The following is a 20,032-nucleotide window of genomic DNA, read 5'->3' on the forward strand; positions in this document are numbered from 1 at the left end:
GCTCGCCGCGTCGCTGCACGGCTGGCGGGAGCGGCTCACCGTCCGCGGCCGGCACCTGCTCACCGGCGCGGCGCGACTCGCCGCGTACCTGGACTCTCCTGCGGAGACGCCGCTGCCCGGCCGGTGAGGGGTGCTCACCGACCGGGCAGTCGTGGTGGTTGCGGGTCAGGAGGTCAGGTCCCCGAGGCCCTTCATCATCTCGGCGAAGTCGGTGGTCTCCGCCGCCGGCGGGGTCTCGATGTTCACCGGCTTGCCGTAGTCGGTGTAGTCGACGGTGATGTCGCCGAGGTTGCCGGTGACGACCTTGGCCCGACGGGGCTGGTACTGCCCGTCGACCCAGAGGTCGATGGTGATCTCCTTGACGCCCTGCTTGGCCAGCTCCTGCTCGACGCCCTTGCGCATCTCGGCGTCGACCTGCTGGAGGTACTCATCCATCGTCTGGGTCACGGTGTAGTGGACGGTGTCCACCCCGTTCACGTTCTCCTCGCCCACGACCTTGACGTTCTCGCTGGCGAGCAGCGCCTTGACCTGCTTGCTCGGGTCGACGTCCTCGAGCTGCTTGGTGAAGTTCGCCCCGCCCTCCGCGCCGGCGGCAGCCACGTCGATCTTCAGCCAGCGCTTGCCGCCCATGCTGGCGCGCTCGGTCTCCGGGACCTCGACGTAGACCGCGGTCTCGATCATCCGGATCGTCGTCGGCTTGCCGTCCGAGTCGGTGGTCGTCATCTCGACCTTGACCGGGTCACGCAGATCGATGACGCCCTTGGCGGTGATCTTCTCACCGGCCGCCGTGCCCTCCATCGAGATGGTCACCGAGTCGCTGGACTGGGTCTTCTCCACGGTCTTCTGCAGCGACCCCTTGAGGTCCTTGGCGAGCTGCTCCAGCACGTTCGGCTGCGCCGCAGCATCCGAGTCGGACGCCGAACCGCCGCCGCCGCAGGCGGTCATCGCGAGTGCCGTGAGCGCGGAGACCGCCACGACGGCGACCCTCTTGGACAGTGACAACTGACAGCCCCATTCCCTTGACAAACTCTGGGGGACCTCCCCCAGCCAGACCGCCGACACGCTACCGGAGTCGGTCAACCCCCGTGCGACCCACCGACGTCCGCGCGGCCTCAGAACAGCGGACGACCGTACGTGTCCGGCACTCCGGACTTGCGATGGAAGTACGCGTTGATCTGATCGCACCACTCCTGGGCGCTGCGCCGCTGCTCCGTCAGGCGCTCGTCCACCCGGGCGTACACGACCGGGTCGACCAGCCCGTCCAGCGCCGCCCAGCGGTCGCTCATCGCCGCCACCTCCGCCACCCCGGCGAAGTGCGTGTCATAGATGTGCTGCACGACGGTGCTGCCGCTGTGCAGCACGTGGTCGTAGCGCACGTGGTGGAAGAAGAGCAGCAGCTCGTCGGGGCACTGCTCCACCGACTCGTACACCTGCGACCAGGGTGGCGGGTACTGGCCGGTGAAGCCGGTGCCGGTGGCCCGGGTGCGGTCCACGCCCACCCCGTCCCGGTCGGCGAAGTGGTAGGTGCCCCAGCTCGTGTACTCGTACCCGTCGACGTCCGGGCCGTAGTGACGCCCGGGGCGCACCATGAAACCCACCCCCAGCGGGGCGGTGTACCGCTCGTAGGTGCGCCACGAGTCGTCCATGACCCCGTGCAGCGTCCGCCGCAGCAGCTCGGGATCGGCGCTGGCCGCCGGATCGAAGGTCAGGTCGATCCACTCGTCGAGCACGTCCTCCGGGCGCAGACGCGGGTCCCAGGCGAGCCGGCCGTAGGCGTACAGGTTGGCCTGGGCCAGTGGGTGACCGGTCCAGAACGGGTCGTCGCCCACGTTGGAGACGGCGGCCAGCCCGCCCCCGTCGGCTGCCACGTCGGCGACCGTCGGCCCGTCCTCGCCCCACGGCGTGAACCGCAGCACCTCGTGCCACCAGGGCGCCAGATAGCAGACGTGCCGCTGCTGCCCGGTGTACTCCTGGGTCACCTGGAACTCCACCGCCAACCGGGTGTCCGGCATCGCCGTGATCACCGGTGACACCGGCTCCCGGGTCTGGAAGTCCAGCGGACCGTGCTTGACCTGCACGATCACGTTGTCCCGGAAGCGACCGTCGAGCGGGGCGAAGTGGTCACCGGCGGCGCGGGCCCGGTCGGTGGAGCGGTCCCGCCAGTCCTGCCGGTGGTTGTAGACGAAGGCCCGCCAGTGCACCACGCCCCCGTACGGTGCCAGCGCCTCGGCCAGCAGGTTCGCCCCGTCGGCGTGGTCGCGGCCGTAGCTGAACGGGCCGGGCTGTCCCTCCGAGTCGGCCTTCACGAGGTATCCGCCGAAGTCCGGGATGCGGGCGTAGACCCGGGCGGTGGTCCCGGCCCACCAGGCACGCACCGTCTCGTCGAGCGGGTCGGCGGTGGGCAGCCCACCGACCATCACCGGCGCGGCGAAGTTCACCGACAGGTGCACCCGGATGCCGTACGGACGCAGGTCCTCGGCGATCTCGGCGACGTCGTCGAGCCGGTCGGTGAGCAGCCGCGCCTCGGTGGCGTGCACGTTGACGTTGTTCACCGACACCGCGTTGATCCCGCACGCCGCCAGCAACCGCGCGTACGCCCGCACCCGCGCCCGGTCCGGATGTGCCCGGCCGGCACGCCAGAGGATCGACCCGCCGGCGTACCCGCGTTCGACCTGGCCCATCACCGGATGCACGTCGACGTTGTCCCAGTGGTTCAGCATCCGTCGCCGCATCACCGGCCGGTACGCCCGCGCCGGATGCGGTGCGCCGAACGCCGACTCCCCGAGCCGGACCACGTGGAACAGCCCGTGGAGCAGGCCCGCCGGTGCGTCGGCCAGCACCACCGTGACCTCGCCGTGGCGGACGGCCGCGTACCCCTCGGGACCGAGCGGACCGCCACCGGCGGCGTCCAGGTCGGCCCGCGCGGCGTCGAGGACGCGCTGCGTCCCGTCGTCGTCCACTGCGGACGCGCGGTGGTCGGTCAGGGTGAGGACGAGGTGGGCGGGTGGGCCGTCGGCGGACCGGCGGACCGTGCCGCCGTGGGTGGCGCAGGCGGTCCGGACCTCGTGCCACACGGTGTCGACGAGCAGGCCGTCACCGTGGACGAGGGTGTGCCGGGAACCGACGGCGCGGAACGCGGCCGGCGGCAGCCAGGCGGGGTGGACGTCGGTCGGGTCGGAGCCGGTGTCGCGCTCCGGGCAAATCCGTCGCATTACGCAGATCGTAACTAAGTTGATCGATGCGTCAAGGTCCTTCCGGAACCTTTCGGGCGGTACCGACCGGAGTCTCCAGGAGCCGCGCCAACTCCCCCGGGGTACGCGGACGGGCCCCGGCCAGGCCGGGTACGCGGTCCAGCAGCCGATGCACCACCGGTGCCCACGCCGGAGTCAACGCGGCACCGTCGAGCAGGTCTCCGCCGCCCAACTCGGCGCCGGACACCCCCTGCCGGATCCGGCCACCCGCCACCAGTACCCGTTCGTCGGCCCACCGGTACGCCAGGTCCACGTCGTGCGTGGCGAGCAGCAGCGTGGTGCCGGCCCGGTGCAGGGCGTCGAGCGTGCGCAGCAACGCCTCCACCCCCGACGGGTCGAGTCCGGCGGTCGGCTCGTCCAGGATCAGCACCCGGGGCCGCAACGCCACCGCCCCGGCGATCGCCACCCGCTTACGCTGGCCGTACGAGAGCAGGTGGGTGGGACGGTCGGCGAGGTCGCCGATCTCCAACGCGGCCAGCGCCTCGGTACACCGCTGCCGCACCTGCGCGTCGTCCAGACCGAGGTTGACCGGCCCGAACGAGACGTCCTGGAAGACGGTCGCGGCGAACAACTGGTCGTCGGGGTCCTGGAGCACCAGCTGCACCTGCTGACGGACGTCCAGCAGCCCCGCCCGGGTCCGGCGCAGCGGCACCCCGCCGACCAGCACCGTGCCGGCGTCGGCGGCCAGCGATCCGACCATCAGCCGGAACAGGGTCGTCTTGCCACCGCCGTTGGGCCCCAGCACGGCCATCCGCCGCCCGGCCGGCACCGACAGGTCGGCGCCGGTCAGTACCGGACGCTCCGCCTCGTACCCGAAACTGACCCCGCGCAGCTCCAACAGCGGCGGATCGCCGCTCACCCGAGCACCACCAGCAACCGGGTGGCCAGCACCACCGCCGCCAGCAGCAGCACGGTGACGACCAGGAACGCCGCCGACGGCTGGCGGACCTCGGTGCGTACCGCCAACGAGCCGGTGTAACCGCGCAGCGCCAACCCCTCCTCCCAGCGCCGGGCCAGCGAGAACGCCCGGACGAAGACCGCGCCGGCCTGCCCGGCCAGCGACCGGTAGGTGCTGGCCCAGGTCCGGTAACCCAGCCGGGCCGCCTGGGCCTGCCGCACCGCGTGCACACTCTCCAGCAGCAGGAACAGCATCCGATAGATCAGCGCGGCCACCTCGGTGACCGCGCTGGGCACCCCGAGACGCTGGAGCCGGGGCAGCACGTCGGCCAGCGGCGTGGTGGCGGCGAACAGCAGCAGGCAGAGCAGCGCGGCGCAGGCCCGACCGGCGGTCGTGGCGGCCGTCACCAGCCCCTCCGGCGCCCACCGGAACTGTGTCGGACCGGAGACCGCCACCAGCATCGGCACCGAGCCGGTCAGGATGAACAGCAACGGCGTCCGGGCCACCCGCACCAGCAGACGCGGCGGAAGCGCCGCCGGCCCGAGCAACGCCACCGCTGCGGTCAGGCCCACCACCAGGGCGCCCGGCCACGGCGGCAGGAGCAGGGCGCAGCCCAACAGCCCCAGGGCCAACAGAGCCTTCTCCGCCGGGTGGCGACGTCGCCAGGGGCTGGCGTACGCCGCCACGTCCAACGCGAGCACTAGTCGGTGGTCTTCTCCCCGGTCGCGGACTGCTCGCCACGCAGCCGCTGCCGGGTCCGGGCCACCCCGAAGTAATAGCCGAGGAACCCGGCACCGAGGGCGGCCTGAAGCGCGAACAACGCCGACTCGATCTCACCCGACGGCGGTTCGTAGATCGAACTGAACCACGGCTCGTAGTCGGGATGGTCGTTGACGATCGCCTCCTCGGCGAGGGCGTCGGCACCGGCGAACGGCTCCTCGCCGCTGCCGAGCCCCAGCACCAGCGGCGCCACCGCCAACGCCACCACGGCGAGCAGCAACAACAGGTTGGTCCGGCCGAACGACTTCACGCCACCGCTCCCTGGGTCGTCGGGGCCGGACGGCGCAGGATGCCGAGCCGGCGGAGTTCCTGCGGGCTCACCCGGACCAGCAGCCGGACCACCAGGACCGTGAGCAGCCCCTCGCTGATCGCCAGCGGGATCTGGGTGACCGCGAAGATGGACCCGAACTTGGCCAGCGCGCCGACGAAGCCCGAATCCGGATCCGGGAAGGCCAGCGCGAGCTGCGCGCTGGTCACGCAGTACGTCGCCAGGTCGGCCAGGGCAGCGGCGAAGAACACCGAGATGCCGAGGCCGCCACCGAACCGGCGGATCAGCGCGTACACGCCGAAGGCCACCCAGGGGCCGACGATGGCCATCGAGAAGACGTTCGCGCCGAGCGTGCTCAACCCGCCGTGCGCCAGGAGGAGCGCCTGGAACAGCAACACGATCGTGCCGAGCACACTCATCACCGGTGCCCGGAACAGGATCGCGCCGAGACCCACACCCGTCGGATGGGAACAGGAGCCGGTCACCGAAGGGATCTTCAGCGCCGACAGGACGAAGGTGAACGCCCCGGCCGCGCCGAGCAACAGCTTCGCGTCGGGGTTCGCGCGGACCTGCTGGACCAGGTTGCGCGCACCGTGGATGACGAACGGTGTCGAGACCGCGAACCATGCCGCCGCCTGCACCGGTGGTAGGTAGCCCTCAGCGATGTGCATGAGTCGACCTCCCCTTCCAACACCTCGTGGACGAGATCACATGTCGGGGTCGGTCTCCTGGCTCCCGGATCGTCGCGTACTCCGGCCTTCCCAGGTCCTCCACGGACCCAGTGGCGTACAAGTCGGAGTGAACTCCCCGGTCACAGTGGCGAGGGCCGCGCCGGTATCACACCGGCTTCCCGTTACCGCGACGGCGCGACGTTATCCGTTCCGCACACCGACGCACAAGACTCGTCGATGCCACCGCGACCGTACGCGGGTGAAGAGTGCCGTTTGTCACGACGATTCACGGGTAGACGCCAGATCCGTTGCGAGAAGGGGCCGACCGGTTGGACGAGAACGAGTTCATCGACTCCGTGGCGCACCGCACCGGCGCGTCGACGGAGCAGGCGACCGCCATCGCGCGCGCCACCCTGACCACGCTCGCCGAGCGGATCGACGGCGGCGAGGCACGGGACCTGGCCGACCGACTCCCGGAAGGGCTGCGGGCGTACACGTTCGCGCCCAGCGAGACCGCCGAACGCTTCGGGCTCGACGTGTTCGTCGACCGCGTCGGCGGCCGTGCCGACGTCGATCCCGACCTGGCCGAGGCCGGCATCCGGGCGGTCCTGGACACCATTCGAGGTGACGTCGCCCCCGCCGACCACGACGACGTCATCGCGAACCTGCCGGCCGAACTGTGGCAGGTGGCCAACCCGGCGCCGTCGTACGACGCGCAGCGCGACCGCGGCTAGCGGGTCACCGCCCGGTCAGGTGGGGCGCCGGCTCCACGTACACCGGCAGATGGTGCCCGGCCCTGGCACAGAAGAGGGCGACCTCGTACGCCATGTCCCCCACCTCCGCCGAGCCGTCGATACCGACGGTGAGGATCGCCCCGTTGCCGGTGGTGGCGTGGAACAGGAACGCCCGCGACATCTGCACCACCACCTGGTGCAGCTCACCCTCACCGCACAATCGGGCGGCGGCCAGACCGAGCGCCTGGAGCCCACAGACCACACTGGACAGTTCCTCGGCGATCTCCTCGTCGATGCCCCGCGAGGCCCCCAGCATGATGCCGTCCGGGGAGAGCACCACCGCGAACTTGGCGCCGGGCACCCGATCCACGATGTCGTCGAGCGCGTCGTTGAGGTTCTCGGCGGTGACCAGGGCATGGGTCATAAGGGCGCTGTCCTCTCGTCGAAACTCCTACGTTCGTACCAGAGAAGACGCGGCCTCAGGAGCCCACTGGTGGCCCGATCCTGTTCTCTGATCCCCCTAACGTACGACGACGCTGGTCACCCTAATCGGACGGGTCGGACGTCCCGGTCACACCGGGAATCCCTCTTCTGACCGACGGTGACACCCGCTCAGGACGACGGCACCGGACCCCGCAACCCCACCAGGCCGGGCACGGCGACACGACCCAGTTCGGCACCGCTGGTCGGGTCGAGCCACCGCACCGCCGACGGCCCACCCACATAGAGACGGCCACCGTCGGGGCCGAGGACGAGACCGGTGACGGGGGCGTCGACCGGTCGTTCGGCGACGACCCGCAGACCGACCGCATCCACCGTACGCAGCACACCGGCCCCGCCGAGGAAGAGCCGATCGTGGTCCGCCGTCGCGTACGCCGGGCCGGACACGCCGGGCACGACGGCGGTACGGCGTACCGTCAGTTCCTCGGTGGAGATCTCGGCGACGGTCCCGGAGGTCAGGTCGGCGACGTACAGCCGGGAACCGTCCGGGGCGATCGCCATGGCGTGCCCGTCGGCTGTGCCCTCCCCGAACGGGTGCGGCAGATCCACGCAGTAGGCCCACCGCTCGTGCAGGTGCAGCGTGTGCACGAAAGCGTGGACGTCGCTCCCCGGCCGTCCACTGATGCGGTCCCGGGTGTGCCGATGCTCGGGCTGATGGGTGTAGAGCGTGTACAGGACGCGACGGTCCGGGGCGAGTACCGCCTGACGCCCGTCACCGCGCATCTCCTCCTCCGCGCCCGCCGGGATCGCCTGCTTGAGGCGGGTCTGCAACGGGCCGGCCACACCGGTGGCGAGGTCGACCACCCGAACCCGGTACCGGTCCGGCGTCTGCGGCGGCAGCCACTCCAGCACGAAGAGGCCGGTGTGGTCGTGGGTGAACGCCTCCGGGACGACGTTGCCCGGCAGTCGCAGCCGGTGCCGCACCCCACCCGCGTCGGCGATCAGCACCGGCGTGGCGTCCCGCCCGGCCGGAGACGCTGCGGTGACGCTCACCGCCTCGGTGGTCAGTACCACCCACGTGCCGTCGGCGGAGACCGTCTGCGGCACCCAGCGGCCGGGCAGCCGCACCCGGGCGGAGGCGACACCGGTGGCGGTCTCGATCCGCCAGAACGCGGTGTCGGCACCCTCCGGCGTGCTCGCGTACACCGACCGCCCGTCGGCGGTGGCGACGGCGTGCGGGACCACCTGCCGTTCGGCACCACGGAGCAGGCCGAGTCCGTCGGCCAGGTCCACGAGCAGCGGATCCGGCGGCACGCCTGCCACCGGTGACCCGGTCGGATCACACCCGACCAGCGTCGCGGCACCCGCGCCCACCAGCGCGGACAACAGGGTACGGCGGGTGGTCGTCCTCGTCGCCATCATGCCCGGATGACACCGTCACGCCGATTCCGGTTCCGTCGGCGGAGAGTGGAACCTGAACGCCACGACCGGTGTCAGGACAGTGATCCCACCGGAGGTTCCCCTGGACGACGAGGAACTCGTCACCCGCGCGCAGGCAGGTGACCTGGAGGCGTACGAACTCCTGGTCGCCCGGCACACCGCGTCCGCGTACCGGACGGCGATCCTGCTCGGCGCGGGAGCTGACGCGGAGGACATGGTCCAGGAGGCGTTCGTGAAGGGCTACCGGAAACTGTCCCGCTATCGCGGCGACGCCTCGTTCCGATCGTGGCTGCTGGCGATCGTGGCGAACGAGACACGCAACCTGCACCGGTCACGCGACCGGCGTACCGGTCTGGTGCTGCGGGCCGCCCGGGCGGCACCGTACTCGGAGGCCGCCGAGGACGGGGCCGTCGACGCCGTACTCGCCGGGGAACGGCGAGCCACCCTGGTCCAGGCTCTGCGGTCGTTGCCGGAGCGCGACCGCGAGGTGATCGTCTGCCGCTACTTCCTCGACCTGTCCGAGGACGAGACGGTCGCCATGCTCGGCTGGGCACGCGGCACGGTGAAGTCGCGGACGTCCCGCGCCCTGGTGAAGCTGCGTGGCCTGCTCGACGTCGAGGAGCTGAGCCGTGGCTGACCTCGAACGGGAGCTGCGCGAGCTGTCCGCCTGGCTGGAGACCCCCGAGCCGCCGGACGTCACCGCCCGGGTCCGCGCCCGGCTGGCCGCCCCCGCCCGATCCTCGCGGACCATCGAGGGACGCCGTCGTCGATGGCGGTACGCGGTGGCCGCGCTTCTCGCCGCCCTCCTGGTGATCGCCCTGCCGCCCGGACGGGCCGCGCTGGCCGACGCGGTGGCCGGACTGCTGCGCTTCGCCGGCATCACGATCAGCACCGCACCCGACCCGCCGCCACCGACGGCTTCCCCGTCGCCGCTGCCCGCGCAACGCCTGACCGATCTGGGCGAGGTGCACCGGCTGGTGCGGTTCCCGGTCCGGGTACCGGCCGCGCTCGGCCCGCCCGACCGGGTGCTGGTGGCCGACCCGGACGGCGCGGGGGGACACCGGGTGGCGACGCTGCTCTACCGAGGCGGTCAGATCCGGCTGGACGCCTTCGACGGACGGCTCGACGGCATCTTCTTGAAACAGGCCGGCGGATCCGGGGCGCAGTGGACGGAGGTCGGCGGACGACAGGCGGCGTGGATTCCCGGCCCGCACCCGATCTCGTACGTGGATCGGGACGGGGTGGTGCGGGAGGAGAGCGCCCGGCTCGCCGCCGCGACGCTGATCTGGGAGCAGGGCGGAGTGACCTACCGCCTCGAAGGCGAGCTGACGGTGATCGCGGCGGTCGAGATCGCATCGTCGCTCGAATAGCGGAATCCAGCGCGCCGGCGCCGCCGGATGTAAGGAGGGGTCCCCTGCTATGCATGAGGCGTTAGCAGGGGGCCCCTCCTTACATCCACACCTCGCCCGGTGACCTCGAGTCGCGGCGGTTGCCTGGGGTGATCAGAATGGCGGGATGACGCGTACCCGCTGGACCGCCCTGATCGCGGTGGCCGCTCTCGCGACGGTCGCCGGCTGCTCCGACGGGGCGGAGTCGGAGTTGCCGGTGCGGTCGGCGCCCCTGCCGGCCGAGGTGCGGGGGCTCGGTGCGGCGGTGTTGATGGTGCCGGTGGCGGACGAGCGACGTAGCGACCTGGTCGGCTTGCTGGCGGTGGACCGGTTCGGGGACGACGTGGCGGGGGTGACGCCGGTCCGGCGGCACGTCGACCTCGCCCTGGGTGATCCCCGGTTCCCGACGGTCGCGCGAGGGCTGGCGGAGGACCGGCGGGACGCGCTGCTCGTGGGCGGTCGGCTGCGGGACGTCACGTTGCCCGAGCACACGTACGCCCGGGAGGTCACCGGCGTCGGTGCCGGGCTGTCGATCACGGGATCCCGGTGCCTCACGGTGACCGGCGAGGGTGCGATCGCGCAGCCGTCGGTGGAGGCGTCCTGCACGGCCGCCGAGCTGGGTGGTGTGATGTGGCAGGACCGGCCGCGCACCGGGTACGGGGGGATCGACCTGAAGACCGGAGCGGCGAGTCCGCCCGTGACGTTGCCGTCGTACCCGATCGCCGTCGGCGCGGACGGCCGCTACCTCGCGGCGCTCAGCAAGGATCGGCCCCGGCGGCTCGTCGTGGCGGACACCTCGAACGGGCGGTCCCGGCCCACCGTCGAGCTCGGCGGCGGGACCGTCCAGGGGGCGATGACAGAGGGCGGCTTCGCGGTGCTGCACCTGGTCGACCGGCAGCGGGCGGTCAGTGTGGTCGCCCCGGACGGTGCGGTGCGGACCCTGCTCAGCCCGGTCGGAGAGGTCGCCTTCGCGCCGGACGGGAGTCGGGCCGTGGTGGTGGACACCCGCTCCGACAGTAAACGGCTCGCCGTGCTCGATCTCTCGTCGGGCGCGGTCACGCCGGTGGCGGACCTGCCGCCGATGACGGGGTCGGTGACCGCGACCGTGTCCGGGGACACCGCCCTGGTGGTGGACGTGCCGTTCGGGCCGGACAGCGGCGAGCCGACGCCGCGACCCACGCGCGCCTGGTCGGTGCGGCTCGCCGAGGCCACCGCGACGCCGCAGCCGAACCCGCCCGCCGCGTCGGCGGTGCTGGTACGCAAGACCGACACCCCGCCGGCCGTCGCGTCGACGGTGTCGGCGGTGATGTTCCAGCCGGGCGGCGAGACGCTCACCCTCACTCCCGACGGTACGGTGACCACCGCCCCGCCGGGAGCCACGCCCACCGCGAGCCTCGGTGGCGGTGCGGTGCTGCACACGCTGGTCGACTCCGACGGGGAGGAGCGGGCCGACCGGGTGTTGGTGACCGACGGGTCCGGCGGTGCGACCGAGGTGTCCACCGGCGCCGGCGACGACCAGCGTGTCGACCGGGTGATCCTCACTCCGGACGGTGGACATCTGTTGTTCTCGCTGCGTCCGACCCGTCCCCGGGGGCAGCCGAGCGATCTCGACGCCGTGGTGGTGGCGCGGCGCGACGGCTCCGGCGAACCGGTCGTCGTCTACCGGGGCGCGGTGCTGGCCGGTCTCGGTGTGGAGCAGACGAGCACCCCGTGACCGGGTGACGGTCGGGCGGTCAGTGCATCGCCTGGGTGCCGATGACGGCCAGTAGTTGCAGCTTCTCGTAGCTCTCGCTGCCGGGGACGGCGGTGTAGACGAGCAGCGAGTGGCCCTGCCCCGGGTCGACGAGCGCCTGGCAGGTCAGCTCCAACATGCCCAGCTCGGGGTGGACGAAGTGTTTCACCTCGTGCGGGCGGATGCCGACCTCGTGGTCCTCCCACACCTGCCGGAACTCGTCGCTCTGCGTCAGGAGCAGGTCGGCCAGGTACGCGGCGCGGGAGCCGGGGCCGCGCAGCGTGACGATCTCGCGTAGTCCGGAGGCGAACATCCGGGTGAGGTGCGGGTGGTCGCGGGGGTCGTAGCGGGCGCGGGTATCCGGGTCGGTGAACCAGCGGTAGCCGATGCTGCGGGCCGGGCCCTGGTAGCGGGTCAGGTCGCCGGTGAGCGCGACACCGAGCGCGCTCTGTCGGAGCGTCTCGCCGAGTTCGGTGACGATCTCCGCGGGCGTGTCCTGGAGGCGGTCGAGGATGCGAAGCAGCCCCGGACTGATGTGGGTGCCGGCGGCGCTGGGCGCGGGCGGGTTGTGCCCGGCGAGCCGGAACAGGTGGTCGCGCTCGTCGAGGGAGAGGTGCAGGCCCTGGGCGATGGAGGCGATCATCTGCTCCGAGGGTTGCGGGCCGCGTTCGCGTTCCAGCCGGGAGTAGTAGTCGGTCGACATGTGGCAGAGCGCCGCGACCTCCTCGCGCCGCAGCCCGCTCGTGCGGCGGCGTTGCCCGCGCGGCAGGCCGACGTCGGCGGGTTGCAGCGACTCGCGATGCCGCCGCAGGAACTGCGCCAGTCCGGTCCGGTCGATCGCCATGGGTGCCTCCTTCGGTGCCGCCTCGTTTCTACCGCCCGCGTCGGCCGGTAGCCACGGCCCGCCGATCCCCCCTTCGCCGCGCTGACCCGGCCGCGCGATCCGGGGATCGACGGTCCCTGAATAACGCCGCCGGGATCTCCGAGGGTGGAGACACCGACACGATCCCAGGAGTACGAACATGCCAGGTAAGACGATCGACATCAGCGTTCCCGACCTGTCCGGACAGCGGGCGGTCGTCACCGGCGCCAGCGACGGCATCGGGCTCGGCATCGCCGGCCGGCTCGCCGCAGCCGGAGCCGAGGTGATCCTGCCGGTACGCAATCCGGGCAAGGGCGAGGCGGCGGTCGCCGCGATCCGCCGTCAGCACCCGAGGGCGACCGTGTCGCTGCGGGCGCTCGACCTCTCCTCGCTCGCCTCCGTCGCCACGCTGGGCGAGACGCTGCGTGCGGAGGGTCGGCCGATCCATCTCCTGGTCAACAATGCGGGTGTGATGACCCCGCCGCAGTTGCAACGCACCACCGACGGATTCGAGCTGCAGTTCGGCACCAACCATCTGGGGCATGTCGCGCTCGTGGGTCACCTGCTGCCGCTGCTGCGCGCCGGTCGGGCGCGGGTGACGTCGCAGCTCAGCATCGCGGCGAACCGCAACGCCATCAACTGGGACGACCTGAACTGGGAGCGCTCGTACGACGGGATGCGCGCATACAGCCAGTCCAAGATCGCGCTCGGGTTGTTCGGGCTCGAACTGGACCGCCGCAGTCGGGCCCACGGCTGGGGCATCACCAGCAACCTGTCCCACCCGGGGATCGCCCCGACCAGCCTGCTCGCCGCGCGTCCCGAGGTGGGCCGCCAGCGGGACACCATGGGCCGACGCATGATCCGGACCATGTCCGCGCTCGGCATCGTCGCCGGGACGGTCCGCACCGCGCAGCTTCCCGCCCTGTACGCCGCCACCTCCCCCGACGCCGCCGGTGGCCGGTTCTACGGGCCGAGCGGCATCGGGAACCTGGGAGGTGCGCCGGCCGAGCAGAAGCTCTACTCCCGGTTGGGTGACGCCGCCGAGGCGCAGCGCGTCTGGCGGGTGTCGGAGGAGTTGACGTCGGTGTCGTACCCGACCGACTGAGGCGAGTGCGGTGGGTGCCCCGGATGCCGCCCGGCGCGGCACCCGGGGCGTCCCGGGCCCCGTCGGCCCGTCATCCGCGTACCGCGACGGGATCGACCGTCGCGGTACGCCGCTGGTGGGTGCGGATCAGGTCGGCGTAGCGGGCACCGCTGGCCTTGAGCGTGCGCCGCTGGGTGGCGTAGTCGACGTGCACCAGGCCGAAACGCTTGTCGTAGCCGTACGCCCACTCGAAGTTGTCCAGCAGGGACCAGGCGAAGTAGCCGGTCACCGGGGCGCCCCGGTTCACCGCCGCCGCGCACGCCGCCAGGTGCCGTTCCAGGTGGTCGGTGCGTTCCGGGTCGGTGACGGTGCCGTCGGCGGCGACCACGTCCGGCCAGGCCGAGCCGCTCTCGGTGACCAGGATGCGGGGCGGGGCGTACTCCTGGCCGACCTCGACCAGCAGGCGTTCCAGGCCGGCCGGATGCACCTCCCAGTCCATCGCGGTGTGCGGCACGTCGGGCACCGGCACCTGCCGGGCGTACGGTGCCGGGCCGTCCGGGTCGTCGGCGGCGACCTGCCGGAAGTAGTAGTTGACGCCGAGGAAGTCGGTCGGGGTGGCGATGATCGCGAGGTCGTCGCCGCGCACCGGCGGTTCCACGCCATAGGTGGCGACCATGTCGGTCGGGTAGCCCCGGCCGTGCAGCGGATCCAGCCACCAGCGGTTGACGTGCCCGTCGAGTCGGCGGGCGGCGGCCAGGTCGGCGGGTCGGTCGCTGGCCGGGTCGATCGGGCTGAGGTTGAGCACCGGCCCGATCGACGCGGGGGCGGCGGCGTGCGCCCGGATCGCGGTGGTGGCCAGACCGTGGCCGAGCAGCACGTGGTGGGCGGTGTGCACGGCACGGCCCAGGTCCCGCTCGCCGGGGGCCATCCGCCCTTCGAGGTGACCGATCCAGGCGACGCAGAGCGGCTCGTTCACGGTGCACCAGTCGGTGACCCGGTCGCCGAGGCGGGCCGCGACCACGGCGGCGTAGTCGGCGAACGCCTCGGCGGTGTCCCGCTGCGGCCAGCCGCCCCGGTCCTGCATCGCCTGCGGCAGGTCCCAGTGGTAGAGCGTGACGAAGGGGCGGATCCCGGCGGCCAGCAGCGCGTCGGTCAGCCGGTCGTAGAAGTCCAGCCCGGCGGCGTTGACCGGGCCGACGCCGTCGGGTCGGACCCGGGGCCAGGCCACCGAGAAGCGGTACGCCTCGACGCCGAGCTCGCGCATCAGCGACACGTCCTGCGGCCACCGGTGGTAGTGGTCGCAGGCGACCTCGCCGGTGTCGCCGTTGTCGATGGCACCCGGCCGGGTGCAGAAGGTGTCCCAGATGGAGGGTCTGCGGCCGTCGGCGTGGACGGCGCCCTCGATCTGGTAGGCCGAGGTGGCGACTCCCCAGAGGAAGTCGGGCGGCAGCGGGGACAGGTCCGGCACGGGCGGGTTCTCCTCGGTTATCACGGTGGACGGGCTCACTTGACCGCACCGGCGGTGAGGCCGGCGACGAAGTAGCGCTGCAACGCCAGGAAGCCGGCGACCACCGGCACGCTGACCACCAGCGAGGCGGCCATCACCTGGTTCCAGTAGACGTTGAACTGGGTGGAGTAGCCCTGGAGGCCGACGGCGAGGGTGCGGCTGCTCTCGTTGGTCAGCACCGAGGCGAACAGCACCTCGCCCCAGGCGGTCATGAAGGCGTACACGGTCACCGCGACCACGCCGGGCACCGCCGCCGGCAGCACCACCTGGAACAGGGTGCGCAGCGGGCCGGCGCCGTCGACCTGGGCGGCCTCGTCGAGCCCGCGCGGGATCGAGTCGAAGTAGCCGACCAGCATCCAGATCGAGAACGGCAGCGAGAAGGTGAGGTACGTGATGATCAGGCCGGTGCGGGTGGCGTAGAGCGCGATGCCGGTGGCGTTGCCCAGGTTGACGTAGATCAGGAACAGCGGCAGCAGGAACAGGATGCCGGGGAACATCTGGGTGGAGAGCACGGTCACCGAGAAGATCTGGCGGCCCCGGAACCGGTAGCGGCTGACCGCGTACGCGGCGAAGACCGCCACAGTGACCGAGAAGAGGGCCGCCACGCTCGCCACCAGCAGGCTGTTGAGCAGGTACCGGCCGAGCGGGACGGTCGACCACATGTCCACGAACGCCTGCACGGTCGGGCGTCGGGGCCACCAGGTGAAGGCGGCCTGCACGTCCTGCAACGGTTTGAGCGCCGAGCTGACCATCACGTAGAGCGGAACGAGCACGAACCCGGCGAGCAGCGTCAGCACGATCCGGCGGGACCAGCGTTCGGCGGCGGTCTCACGCATCGTTCCTCCGTCGGTTGGTCAGCAGCAGGTATCCGGCGGTGACCAGCAGCAGGAACAGCAGCAGCACCACCGACATGGCCGAGCCGGTGCCGAAGTCCCAGGTCTGGAAGGAGCTGCGGTAGATGTGCAGCGAGATCAGGTCGGCCTCGGCCGGTGCCGAGCCGCCGAAGAGCACGTACGGGGTGTTGAAGTCGTTGAACGTCCAGAGGAAGAGCACCAGCAGCAGCACCAGGTTGACCGGGCGCAGCATCGGCAGGGTCACCGAGCGCAGCCGACGCCAGAACCCGGCGCCGTCCATGGCGGCGGCCTCGTACAGCTCGTCGGGGATGTTCTGCAGCCCGGCCATGATGCAGAGGAAGGCGAAGGGCCAGGTCCGCCAGATCGACACGATCAGCAGCGCGACGAAGCTGTTGTCGCCGATCAGCCAGAACGGTGGCTCGTCGACCAACCCCAACTGGTCGACCAGCACGTGGTTGACCAGGCCGGTGTCGCGCTGGAACAGGAAGGTCCAGGTGATCACGGCGGTGTAGACCGGCAGCGCGTACGGGGTGAGGAACAGTGCGCGCAGCACCGCCCGGCCCCGGAAGGGGCGTTGCAGCAGGACGGCGGCGGTGGTGCCGAGCACCCAGGACAGCCCGACGGAGAGCACCGTGTAGACGACGGTGACCCGGAACGAGCGCAGCAGTTCGGCTCCGGCGGCGGAGTCGACGTCCAGCACGACGCGGTAGTTGTCCAGCCCGACGAAGGGTGCGCCGGACCAGTCGCGGATGTGGAACTGGGTGAGTTCCAGCAGGCTCATCCACGTGCCGACGAGCATCGGCACGACGTGGATCGCCAGCTCCAGCACGATGGCCGGGGCGAGCAGGAGGTACGGCAGCAGCGAGCGGCGGGGTCGGCGGGAGCGTCGTCGCGCGGGCGGCCCGGTCTCGGTGGGGGTGCCGACGGGCGGCGAGGTGGTGACGGCCATCAGGGTCCTTCCGCAGGCTGGCCGTGGGAGGGTCGGCGGGCACCTCCCACGGCCAGCGGTCCGTGGTCAGCGCATCTGCTGCTGGGCCCGGGTCAACTTCTCCCGGACGCTGTCCTCGGTGACCGGCCTGCCACTGGCCGCGTCGGCGAAGAGTTCCTTGATGGCGGTGCCGACCAGGGTCTCGAAGGTGCTCTCCTCGGGCACCTGCGGCAGCGGGGCCGCGCTGGTGGCCAGCGTCTGGGCGAGGACCTTCTGCTCGTCGGCGGCGAACGCCGGGTCGGCGGCGACGGTGTTGACCGCCGGCAGCGAGCCGTACGTCTTGTTCAGCGTCACCTGCGCGGTGTCGCTGGTCATGAACTTAACGAAGTCCAGTGCGCCGTCGAGGTTCCCGGTGTGCTTGAACACGGCGATGTTGATGCCGGCGACCATGCTGTTGACCTGCTTGCCGCCGGCCGGCGGGGTGGCCGGGAACGGCACCGGCGCCACCCCGTACGCGTCCGGGGCCATGTTCTGTGACCGCAGGTTGGCTCCGGCGGCCTGCCAGAGCAGCATGGCGGCCTTGCCGTTGGCGAAGTCGGAGACCGACTGGTTCTGCGCGTACTCGGCGTTGCTCGGGTTGACGATCTTGTCGGCGGCCATCAGGTCGACGTAGCGCTTGACGGCCGCGACGTTCTGCGGGGTGTCGAAGCTGGGCTTGCCGGCCGCGTCGAACCAGTCGCCGCCGTACTGCTGGCCGAAGGTGAAGGCGTGGTGGGCGTTCTCCGACGGGTTGGCGCCCTCCACGGCCAGGCCCCACCTGCCGTCGCCGGTGAGCTTCTTCCCGACCTCGGTCAACTCCTCCCAGGTGGTCGGCGGGGCGGTGACGCCGGCGTCGGCGAACGCCTTCTTGTTGTAGTACAGCGCGTAGGCGAGGCTGTAGAGCGGGACGGCGGCCGGCGGCTTGTCGGCGGCACCGGCGGCGGCCAGGGCGGCGGGGACGAAGCGGTCCTTGCCGCCGATCTTGTCGAGCGTGGCGTCGTCGAACTCGACCAGCGCGCCGGTGGCCTGCAACGAGGCGGACCAGGTGTTGCCGATGTTGACCACGTCCGGGCCCTGCCCGGTGGTGGCCGCGGCGAGCAGCCGGTTGAGCAGGTCCGACCAGGGGACCACCTCGACGTTGACCGTGATGCCGGTCTGCTGGGTGAACCTGTCCAGCTCGGGCTGGAGGATCGCCTTGTCGGCCTCCAGGCTGGCGCCCTGGTTGCTGGCCCAGTAGGTGAGGGTCTTGCCGGACCCGCCGGAGGAGTCGCCGGAGCCGCAGGCGGTGAGCGACGCGGCGGCCAGCACGGTCGCGGTGAGGATCGCGAGGTGTCGTCTCGACACGGTCTGCCCTTTCGATGGGGGTGGTGGGGACGCCGGTCGGGCCCGGGAGGACGGGGCAGGGTGGGCGGGACCGGGCGGTGGGTGGAGGCGGAGAGGCTCCCGCCGAGTTACATCACGGCTTAATTAATGTCGTCATTAAAATGGCTCGGCGGGGGGCCGTCAAGCACGGGCCGTACAGTCGCCCCGGGGCGGGCCGATCAGGATGAGGTGACACGTGGAGCTGGCGCGGGCGACGAACCGCAGCGTCCGGGTGCGCAACCGGTCGGCCCTGCTGTCCCGGATCTTCCTCGACGGCCCGCTGACCCGGCAGGATCTCGTCCGCAGCACCGGCCTGAGCCAGCCGGCGGTGAGCAACGTCGTCGGCGACCTGATCGACGAGGGCCTGGTGATGGAGGCCGGTGCCGCCGAGTCCGACGGTGGCCGACCGAGCATGATGCTGCGGATCGCGCCCCGGCACGCCGTGGTCGTCGGGGTGGACGTCGGCGAGACCCGGGTCCGGGTCGAGCTGTTCGACCTGGCGATGATCCTGCTGGCCAGCGCCGAGTACCCGTTGGAGGACGGCGGCACCGAGCCGGCCACGGTGGCCGGGCACGTGCTGACCGGCATCGACCGGGTGCTCGCCGAGGCCGACGCACGCCACGACGAGGTCCTCGGCGTCGGCATCGGCGTCTCCGGGGTGGTCGAGCAGGGCGACCGGGCCGTGGTGGACGCGCAGACCCTCGGCTGGGACCACGTGCCGCTGGAACGCCTGATCGCCGAGGGCACCGACCTGCCGCTGCACATCGACAACGGCGCCAAGACCCTCGGCCAGGCCGAGATGTGGTTCGGTGCCGGCCGGGGCGCCCGGCACGCGGTGTTCGCCCTGGTCGGCTCCGGTGTCGGCGCGTCCGTGGTGACCAACGGCGTCACCTACCGGGGCGCGTCCAGCAGCGCCGGCGAGTGGGGGCACACCACCCTCGTGTACGGCGGACGCCCCTGCCGCTGCGGCGCCCGGGGCTGCCTTGAGGCGTACGTCGGGGCCGAGGCGATCATCGACCGCTATCGCGAGGCCCGGCGCGGCCGGGCGGTGCCCGGAGCCGACGAGGAGTCGCAGATCGCCGCGCTGGTGGCGGCGGCCGAGACGTCGTCGACCGCCCGCCGGGTGCTCGACGAGACGGCCGACTACCTGGGCGCCGGGGTCGCCAACCTGATCAACCTGTTCAACCCCGAGCGGGTGGTGCTGGGCGGCTGGGCCATCATGGCGTTGGCCGAGCTGCTGCCCGCCGTCCGGGCCGCCGCCGGTCGCCAGGCGCTGCGCCTGCCGTACGCCCAGGTCTCGATCGAGCTGGGCGAACTCGGCGTGGACGCGGTGGCGCTCGGTGCGGCCACCCTGCCGATCGCCCGGCTGCTCGCCACCGGCGGCGTCCGTCGCTGAACGACAAAGCGAACCTTCGGGATAAATAACGAAGTTATAGATCGATGTCTTGACGCCGCCGTGTCGCCACCGCAACACTCTGCGGCAGACGCCCCGGCGTCCACGGTGCCCTCCCGGCGGCACCACCCTCGGTGCGAGGAAAGGCCCCTGCCAACGCCTGCGGTAGTAGCGGGGTCCCCTCCTCACACCCGGCCTCACCACCAGCCCGTCCCGTCCCGCACCCCGTCGCGCCCGACGTCCGCACCCCACGACCGACAGGCGACGTCATGACCGCACGCGCACCCCACGCACCGCCACCGCACCTCCGCCGACGACCCACCACCCGGCGCCTGCTCGCCGGGCTGGCGGTGACCCTGGTCGCCGCCCTCGTCCAGACCGTCGGCGCGGGCCCGGGCTC

Annotated in this window: 19 protein-coding genes and 1 riboswitch; of the genes, 6 read left to right on the forward strand and 13 right to left on the reverse strand. The window is 71.9% G+C overall.

Annotated elements, in window-relative coordinates:
* Positions 1–165: 165 nt before the first annotated feature.
* The 6 genes from EYA84_RS09350 to EYA84_RS09375 form a co-directional block, all read right to left on the reverse strand.
* Positions 166–975, reverse strand: a complete 810-nt coding sequence (locus EYA84_RS09350; RefSeq protein ID WP_236145679.1) for a hypothetical protein — start codon at positions 973–975, stop codon at positions 166–168.
* A 137-nt stretch (positions 976–1,112) separates the two neighbouring features.
* Positions 1,113–3,212 carry an alpha-glucuronidase gene (locus tag EYA84_RS09355; RefSeq protein ID WP_131052648.1) on the reverse strand — a complete coding sequence of 700 codons (2,100 nt, stop codon included), beginning with the start codon at positions 3,210–3,212 and terminating at the stop codon, positions 1,113–1,115.
* Positions 3,213–3,243: 31 nt separating this feature from the next.
* Positions 3,244–4,110: an energy-coupling factor ABC transporter ATP-binding protein gene (locus tag EYA84_RS09360; protein ID WP_131052649.1), complete on the reverse strand. Its 867-nt coding sequence runs from the start codon at positions 4,108–4,110 to the stop codon at positions 3,244–3,246.
* Complete coding sequence (cbiQ, locus tag EYA84_RS09365) at positions 4,107–4,850, reverse strand: cobalt ECF transporter T component CbiQ (RefSeq protein WP_131052650.1); 744 nt, start codon at positions 4,848–4,850, stop codon at positions 4,107–4,109. The genes EYA84_RS09360 and cbiQ overlap by 4 nt, the downstream gene beginning before the upstream one ends.
* The gene (locus EYA84_RS09370; RefSeq protein ID WP_131052651.1) at positions 4,850–5,179 is read right to left on the reverse strand and encodes an energy-coupling factor ABC transporter substrate-binding protein; all 330 of its coding nucleotides are present in this window, start codon (positions 5,177–5,179) and stop codon (positions 4,850–4,852) included. Before EYA84_RS09370 ends, cbiQ begins: the two co-directional genes overlap by 1 nt.
* Positions 5,176–5,868: an energy-coupling factor ABC transporter permease gene (locus tag EYA84_RS09375; protein ID WP_131052652.1), complete on the reverse strand. Its 693-nt coding sequence runs from the start codon at positions 5,866–5,868 to the stop codon at positions 5,176–5,178. Before EYA84_RS09375 ends, EYA84_RS09370 begins: the two co-directional genes overlap by 4 nt.
* A 29-nt stretch (positions 5,869–5,897) precedes the next feature.
* Positions 5,898–6,103: riboswitch (cobalamin riboswitch) on the reverse strand.
* 94 nt (positions 6,104–6,197) lie between these two features.
* Between EYA84_RS09375 and EYA84_RS09380 the strand changes: the two genes are divergently transcribed.
* Positions 6,198–6,602, forward strand: coding sequence for a DUF2267 domain-containing protein (locus EYA84_RS09380; protein ID WP_131052653.1), 405 nt, complete (start codon positions 6,198–6,200; stop codon positions 6,600–6,602).
* A 4-nt stretch (positions 6,603–6,606) separates the two neighbouring features.
* Here the strand turns inward: EYA84_RS09380 and EYA84_RS09385 are convergent, their stop codons facing one another.
* Positions 6,607–7,026, reverse strand: coding sequence for a roadblock/LC7 domain-containing protein (locus tag EYA84_RS09385; RefSeq protein ID WP_131052654.1), 420 nt, complete (start codon positions 7,024–7,026; stop codon positions 6,607–6,609).
* A gap of 188 nt (positions 7,027–7,214) precedes the next feature.
* On the reverse strand, positions 7,215–8,465 hold the full coding sequence (locus tag EYA84_RS09390; RefSeq protein ID WP_236145680.1) for a YncE family protein: 1,251 nt from the start codon (positions 8,463–8,465) through the stop codon (positions 7,215–7,217).
* 79 nt (positions 8,466–8,544) lie between these two features.
* Here EYA84_RS09390 and EYA84_RS09395 point away from each other — a divergent pair, with 79 nt between their 5' ends.
* The 3 genes from EYA84_RS09395 to EYA84_RS09405 all read left to right on the forward strand — a co-directional run bounded on the left by EYA84_RS09395 (position 8,545) and on the right by EYA84_RS09405 (position 11,585).
* Positions 8,545–9,120 (forward strand): RNA polymerase sigma factor, encoded by a 576-nt coding sequence (locus tag EYA84_RS09395; protein ID WP_236145681.1) that lies wholly within the window; start codon positions 8,545–8,547, stop codon positions 9,118–9,120.
* The gene (locus tag EYA84_RS09400; RefSeq protein ID WP_131052655.1) at positions 9,113–9,853 is read left to right on the forward strand and encodes a hypothetical protein; all 741 of its coding nucleotides are present in this window, start codon (positions 9,113–9,115) and stop codon (positions 9,851–9,853) included. The genes EYA84_RS09395 and EYA84_RS09400 overlap by 8 nt, the downstream gene beginning before the upstream one ends.
* 145 nt (positions 9,854–9,998) lie before the next feature.
* Complete coding sequence (locus EYA84_RS09405; RefSeq protein ID WP_131052656.1) at positions 9,999–11,585, forward strand: hypothetical protein; 1,587 nt, start codon at positions 9,999–10,001, stop codon at positions 11,583–11,585.
* Between the two features lie 19 nt (positions 11,586–11,604).
* On the opposite strand, the gene EYA84_RS09410 is transcribed toward EYA84_RS09405, so the two are convergent.
* Positions 11,605–12,447 carry a helix-turn-helix transcriptional regulator gene (locus EYA84_RS09410; protein ID WP_131052657.1) on the reverse strand — a complete coding sequence of 281 codons (843 nt, stop codon included), beginning with the start codon at positions 12,445–12,447 and terminating at the stop codon, positions 11,605–11,607.
* 178 nt (positions 12,448–12,625) lie between these two features.
* Between EYA84_RS09410 and EYA84_RS09415 the strand changes: the two genes are divergently transcribed.
* On the forward strand, positions 12,626–13,570 hold the full coding sequence (locus EYA84_RS09415; RefSeq protein WP_131052658.1) for an SDR family oxidoreductase: 945 nt from the start codon (positions 12,626–12,628) through the stop codon (positions 13,568–13,570).
* A 70-nt stretch (positions 13,571–13,640) separates the two neighbouring features.
* On the opposite strand, the gene EYA84_RS09420 is transcribed toward EYA84_RS09415, so the two are convergent.
* The 4 genes from EYA84_RS09420 to EYA84_RS09435 all read right to left on the reverse strand — a co-directional run bounded on the left by EYA84_RS09420 (position 13,641) and on the right by EYA84_RS09435 (position 18,221).
* The gene (locus EYA84_RS09420; protein ID WP_131052659.1) at positions 13,641–15,017 is read right to left on the reverse strand and encodes a GH1 family beta-glucosidase; all 1,377 of its coding nucleotides are present in this window, start codon (positions 15,015–15,017) and stop codon (positions 13,641–13,643) included.
* Positions 15,018–15,052: 35 nt separating this feature from the next.
* A complete protein-coding gene (locus EYA84_RS09425; RefSeq protein WP_131052660.1) occupies positions 15,053–15,892 on the reverse strand; it encodes a carbohydrate ABC transporter permease in 840 nt (279 codons plus the stop codon).
* Positions 15,885–16,859 carry a carbohydrate ABC transporter permease gene (locus EYA84_RS09430; protein WP_131052661.1) on the reverse strand — a complete coding sequence of 325 codons (975 nt, stop codon included), beginning with the start codon at positions 16,857–16,859 and terminating at the stop codon, positions 15,885–15,887. The genes EYA84_RS09425 and EYA84_RS09430 overlap by 8 nt, the downstream gene beginning before the upstream one ends.
* Before the next feature lie 66 nt (positions 16,860–16,925).
* Entirely contained in the window at positions 16,926–18,221 is a 1,296-nt protein-coding gene (locus EYA84_RS09435) for a sugar ABC transporter substrate-binding protein (protein WP_131052662.1), read from the reverse strand.
* Between the two features lie 214 nt (positions 18,222–18,435).
* On the opposite strand from EYA84_RS09435, the gene EYA84_RS09440 reads away from it, so the two are divergent.
* Positions 18,436–19,635, forward strand: a complete 1,200-nt coding sequence (locus tag EYA84_RS09440) for an ROK family transcriptional regulator (protein ID WP_131052663.1) — start codon at positions 18,436–18,438, stop codon at positions 19,633–19,635.
* Positions 19,636–20,032: the final 397 nt, after the last annotated feature.

Origin of the sequence: Verrucosispora sp. SN26_14.1, assembly GCF_004307965.1 — a bacterium.
GTDB lineage: Bacteria > Actinomycetota > Actinomycetes > Mycobacteriales > Micromonosporaceae > Micromonospora.

What these genes read in the sequence shown, in the direction of transcription:
- EYA84_RS09430 (WP_131052661.1), bottom strand. Translation starts at nt 16,859, where the DNA reads ATGGCCGTCACCACCTCGCCGCCCGTCGGCACCCCCACCGAGACCGGG.
- EYA84_RS09405 (WP_131052656.1), top strand. Translation starts at nt 9,999, where the DNA reads ATGACGCGTACCCGCTGGACCGCCCTGATCGCGGTGGCCGCTCTCGCG.
- EYA84_RS09390 (WP_236145680.1), bottom strand. Translation starts at nt 8,465, where the DNA reads ATGATGGCGACGAGGACGACCACCCGCCGTACCCTGTTGTCCGCGCTG.
- EYA84_RS09410 (WP_131052657.1), bottom strand. Translation starts at nt 12,447, where the DNA reads ATGGCGATCGACCGGACCGGACTGGCGCAGTTCCTGCGGCGGCATCGC.
- EYA84_RS09425 (WP_131052660.1), bottom strand. Translation starts at nt 15,892, where the DNA reads ATGCGTGAGACCGCCGCCGAACGCTGGTCCCGCCGGATCGTGCTGACG.
- EYA84_RS09375 (WP_131052652.1), bottom strand. Translation starts at nt 5,868, where the DNA reads ATGCACATCGCTGAGGGCTACCTACCACCGGTGCAGGCGGCGGCATGG.
- EYA84_RS09385 (WP_131052654.1), bottom strand. Translation starts at nt 7,026, where the DNA reads ATGACCCATGCCCTGGTCACCGCCGAGAACCTCAACGACGCGCTCGAC.
- EYA84_RS09355 (WP_131052648.1), bottom strand. Translation starts at nt 3,212, where the DNA reads ATGCGACGGATTTGCCCGGAGCGCGACACCGGCTCCGACCCGACCGAC.
- EYA84_RS09415 (WP_131052658.1), top strand. Translation starts at nt 12,626, where the DNA reads ATGCCAGGTAAGACGATCGACATCAGCGTTCCCGACCTGTCCGGACAG.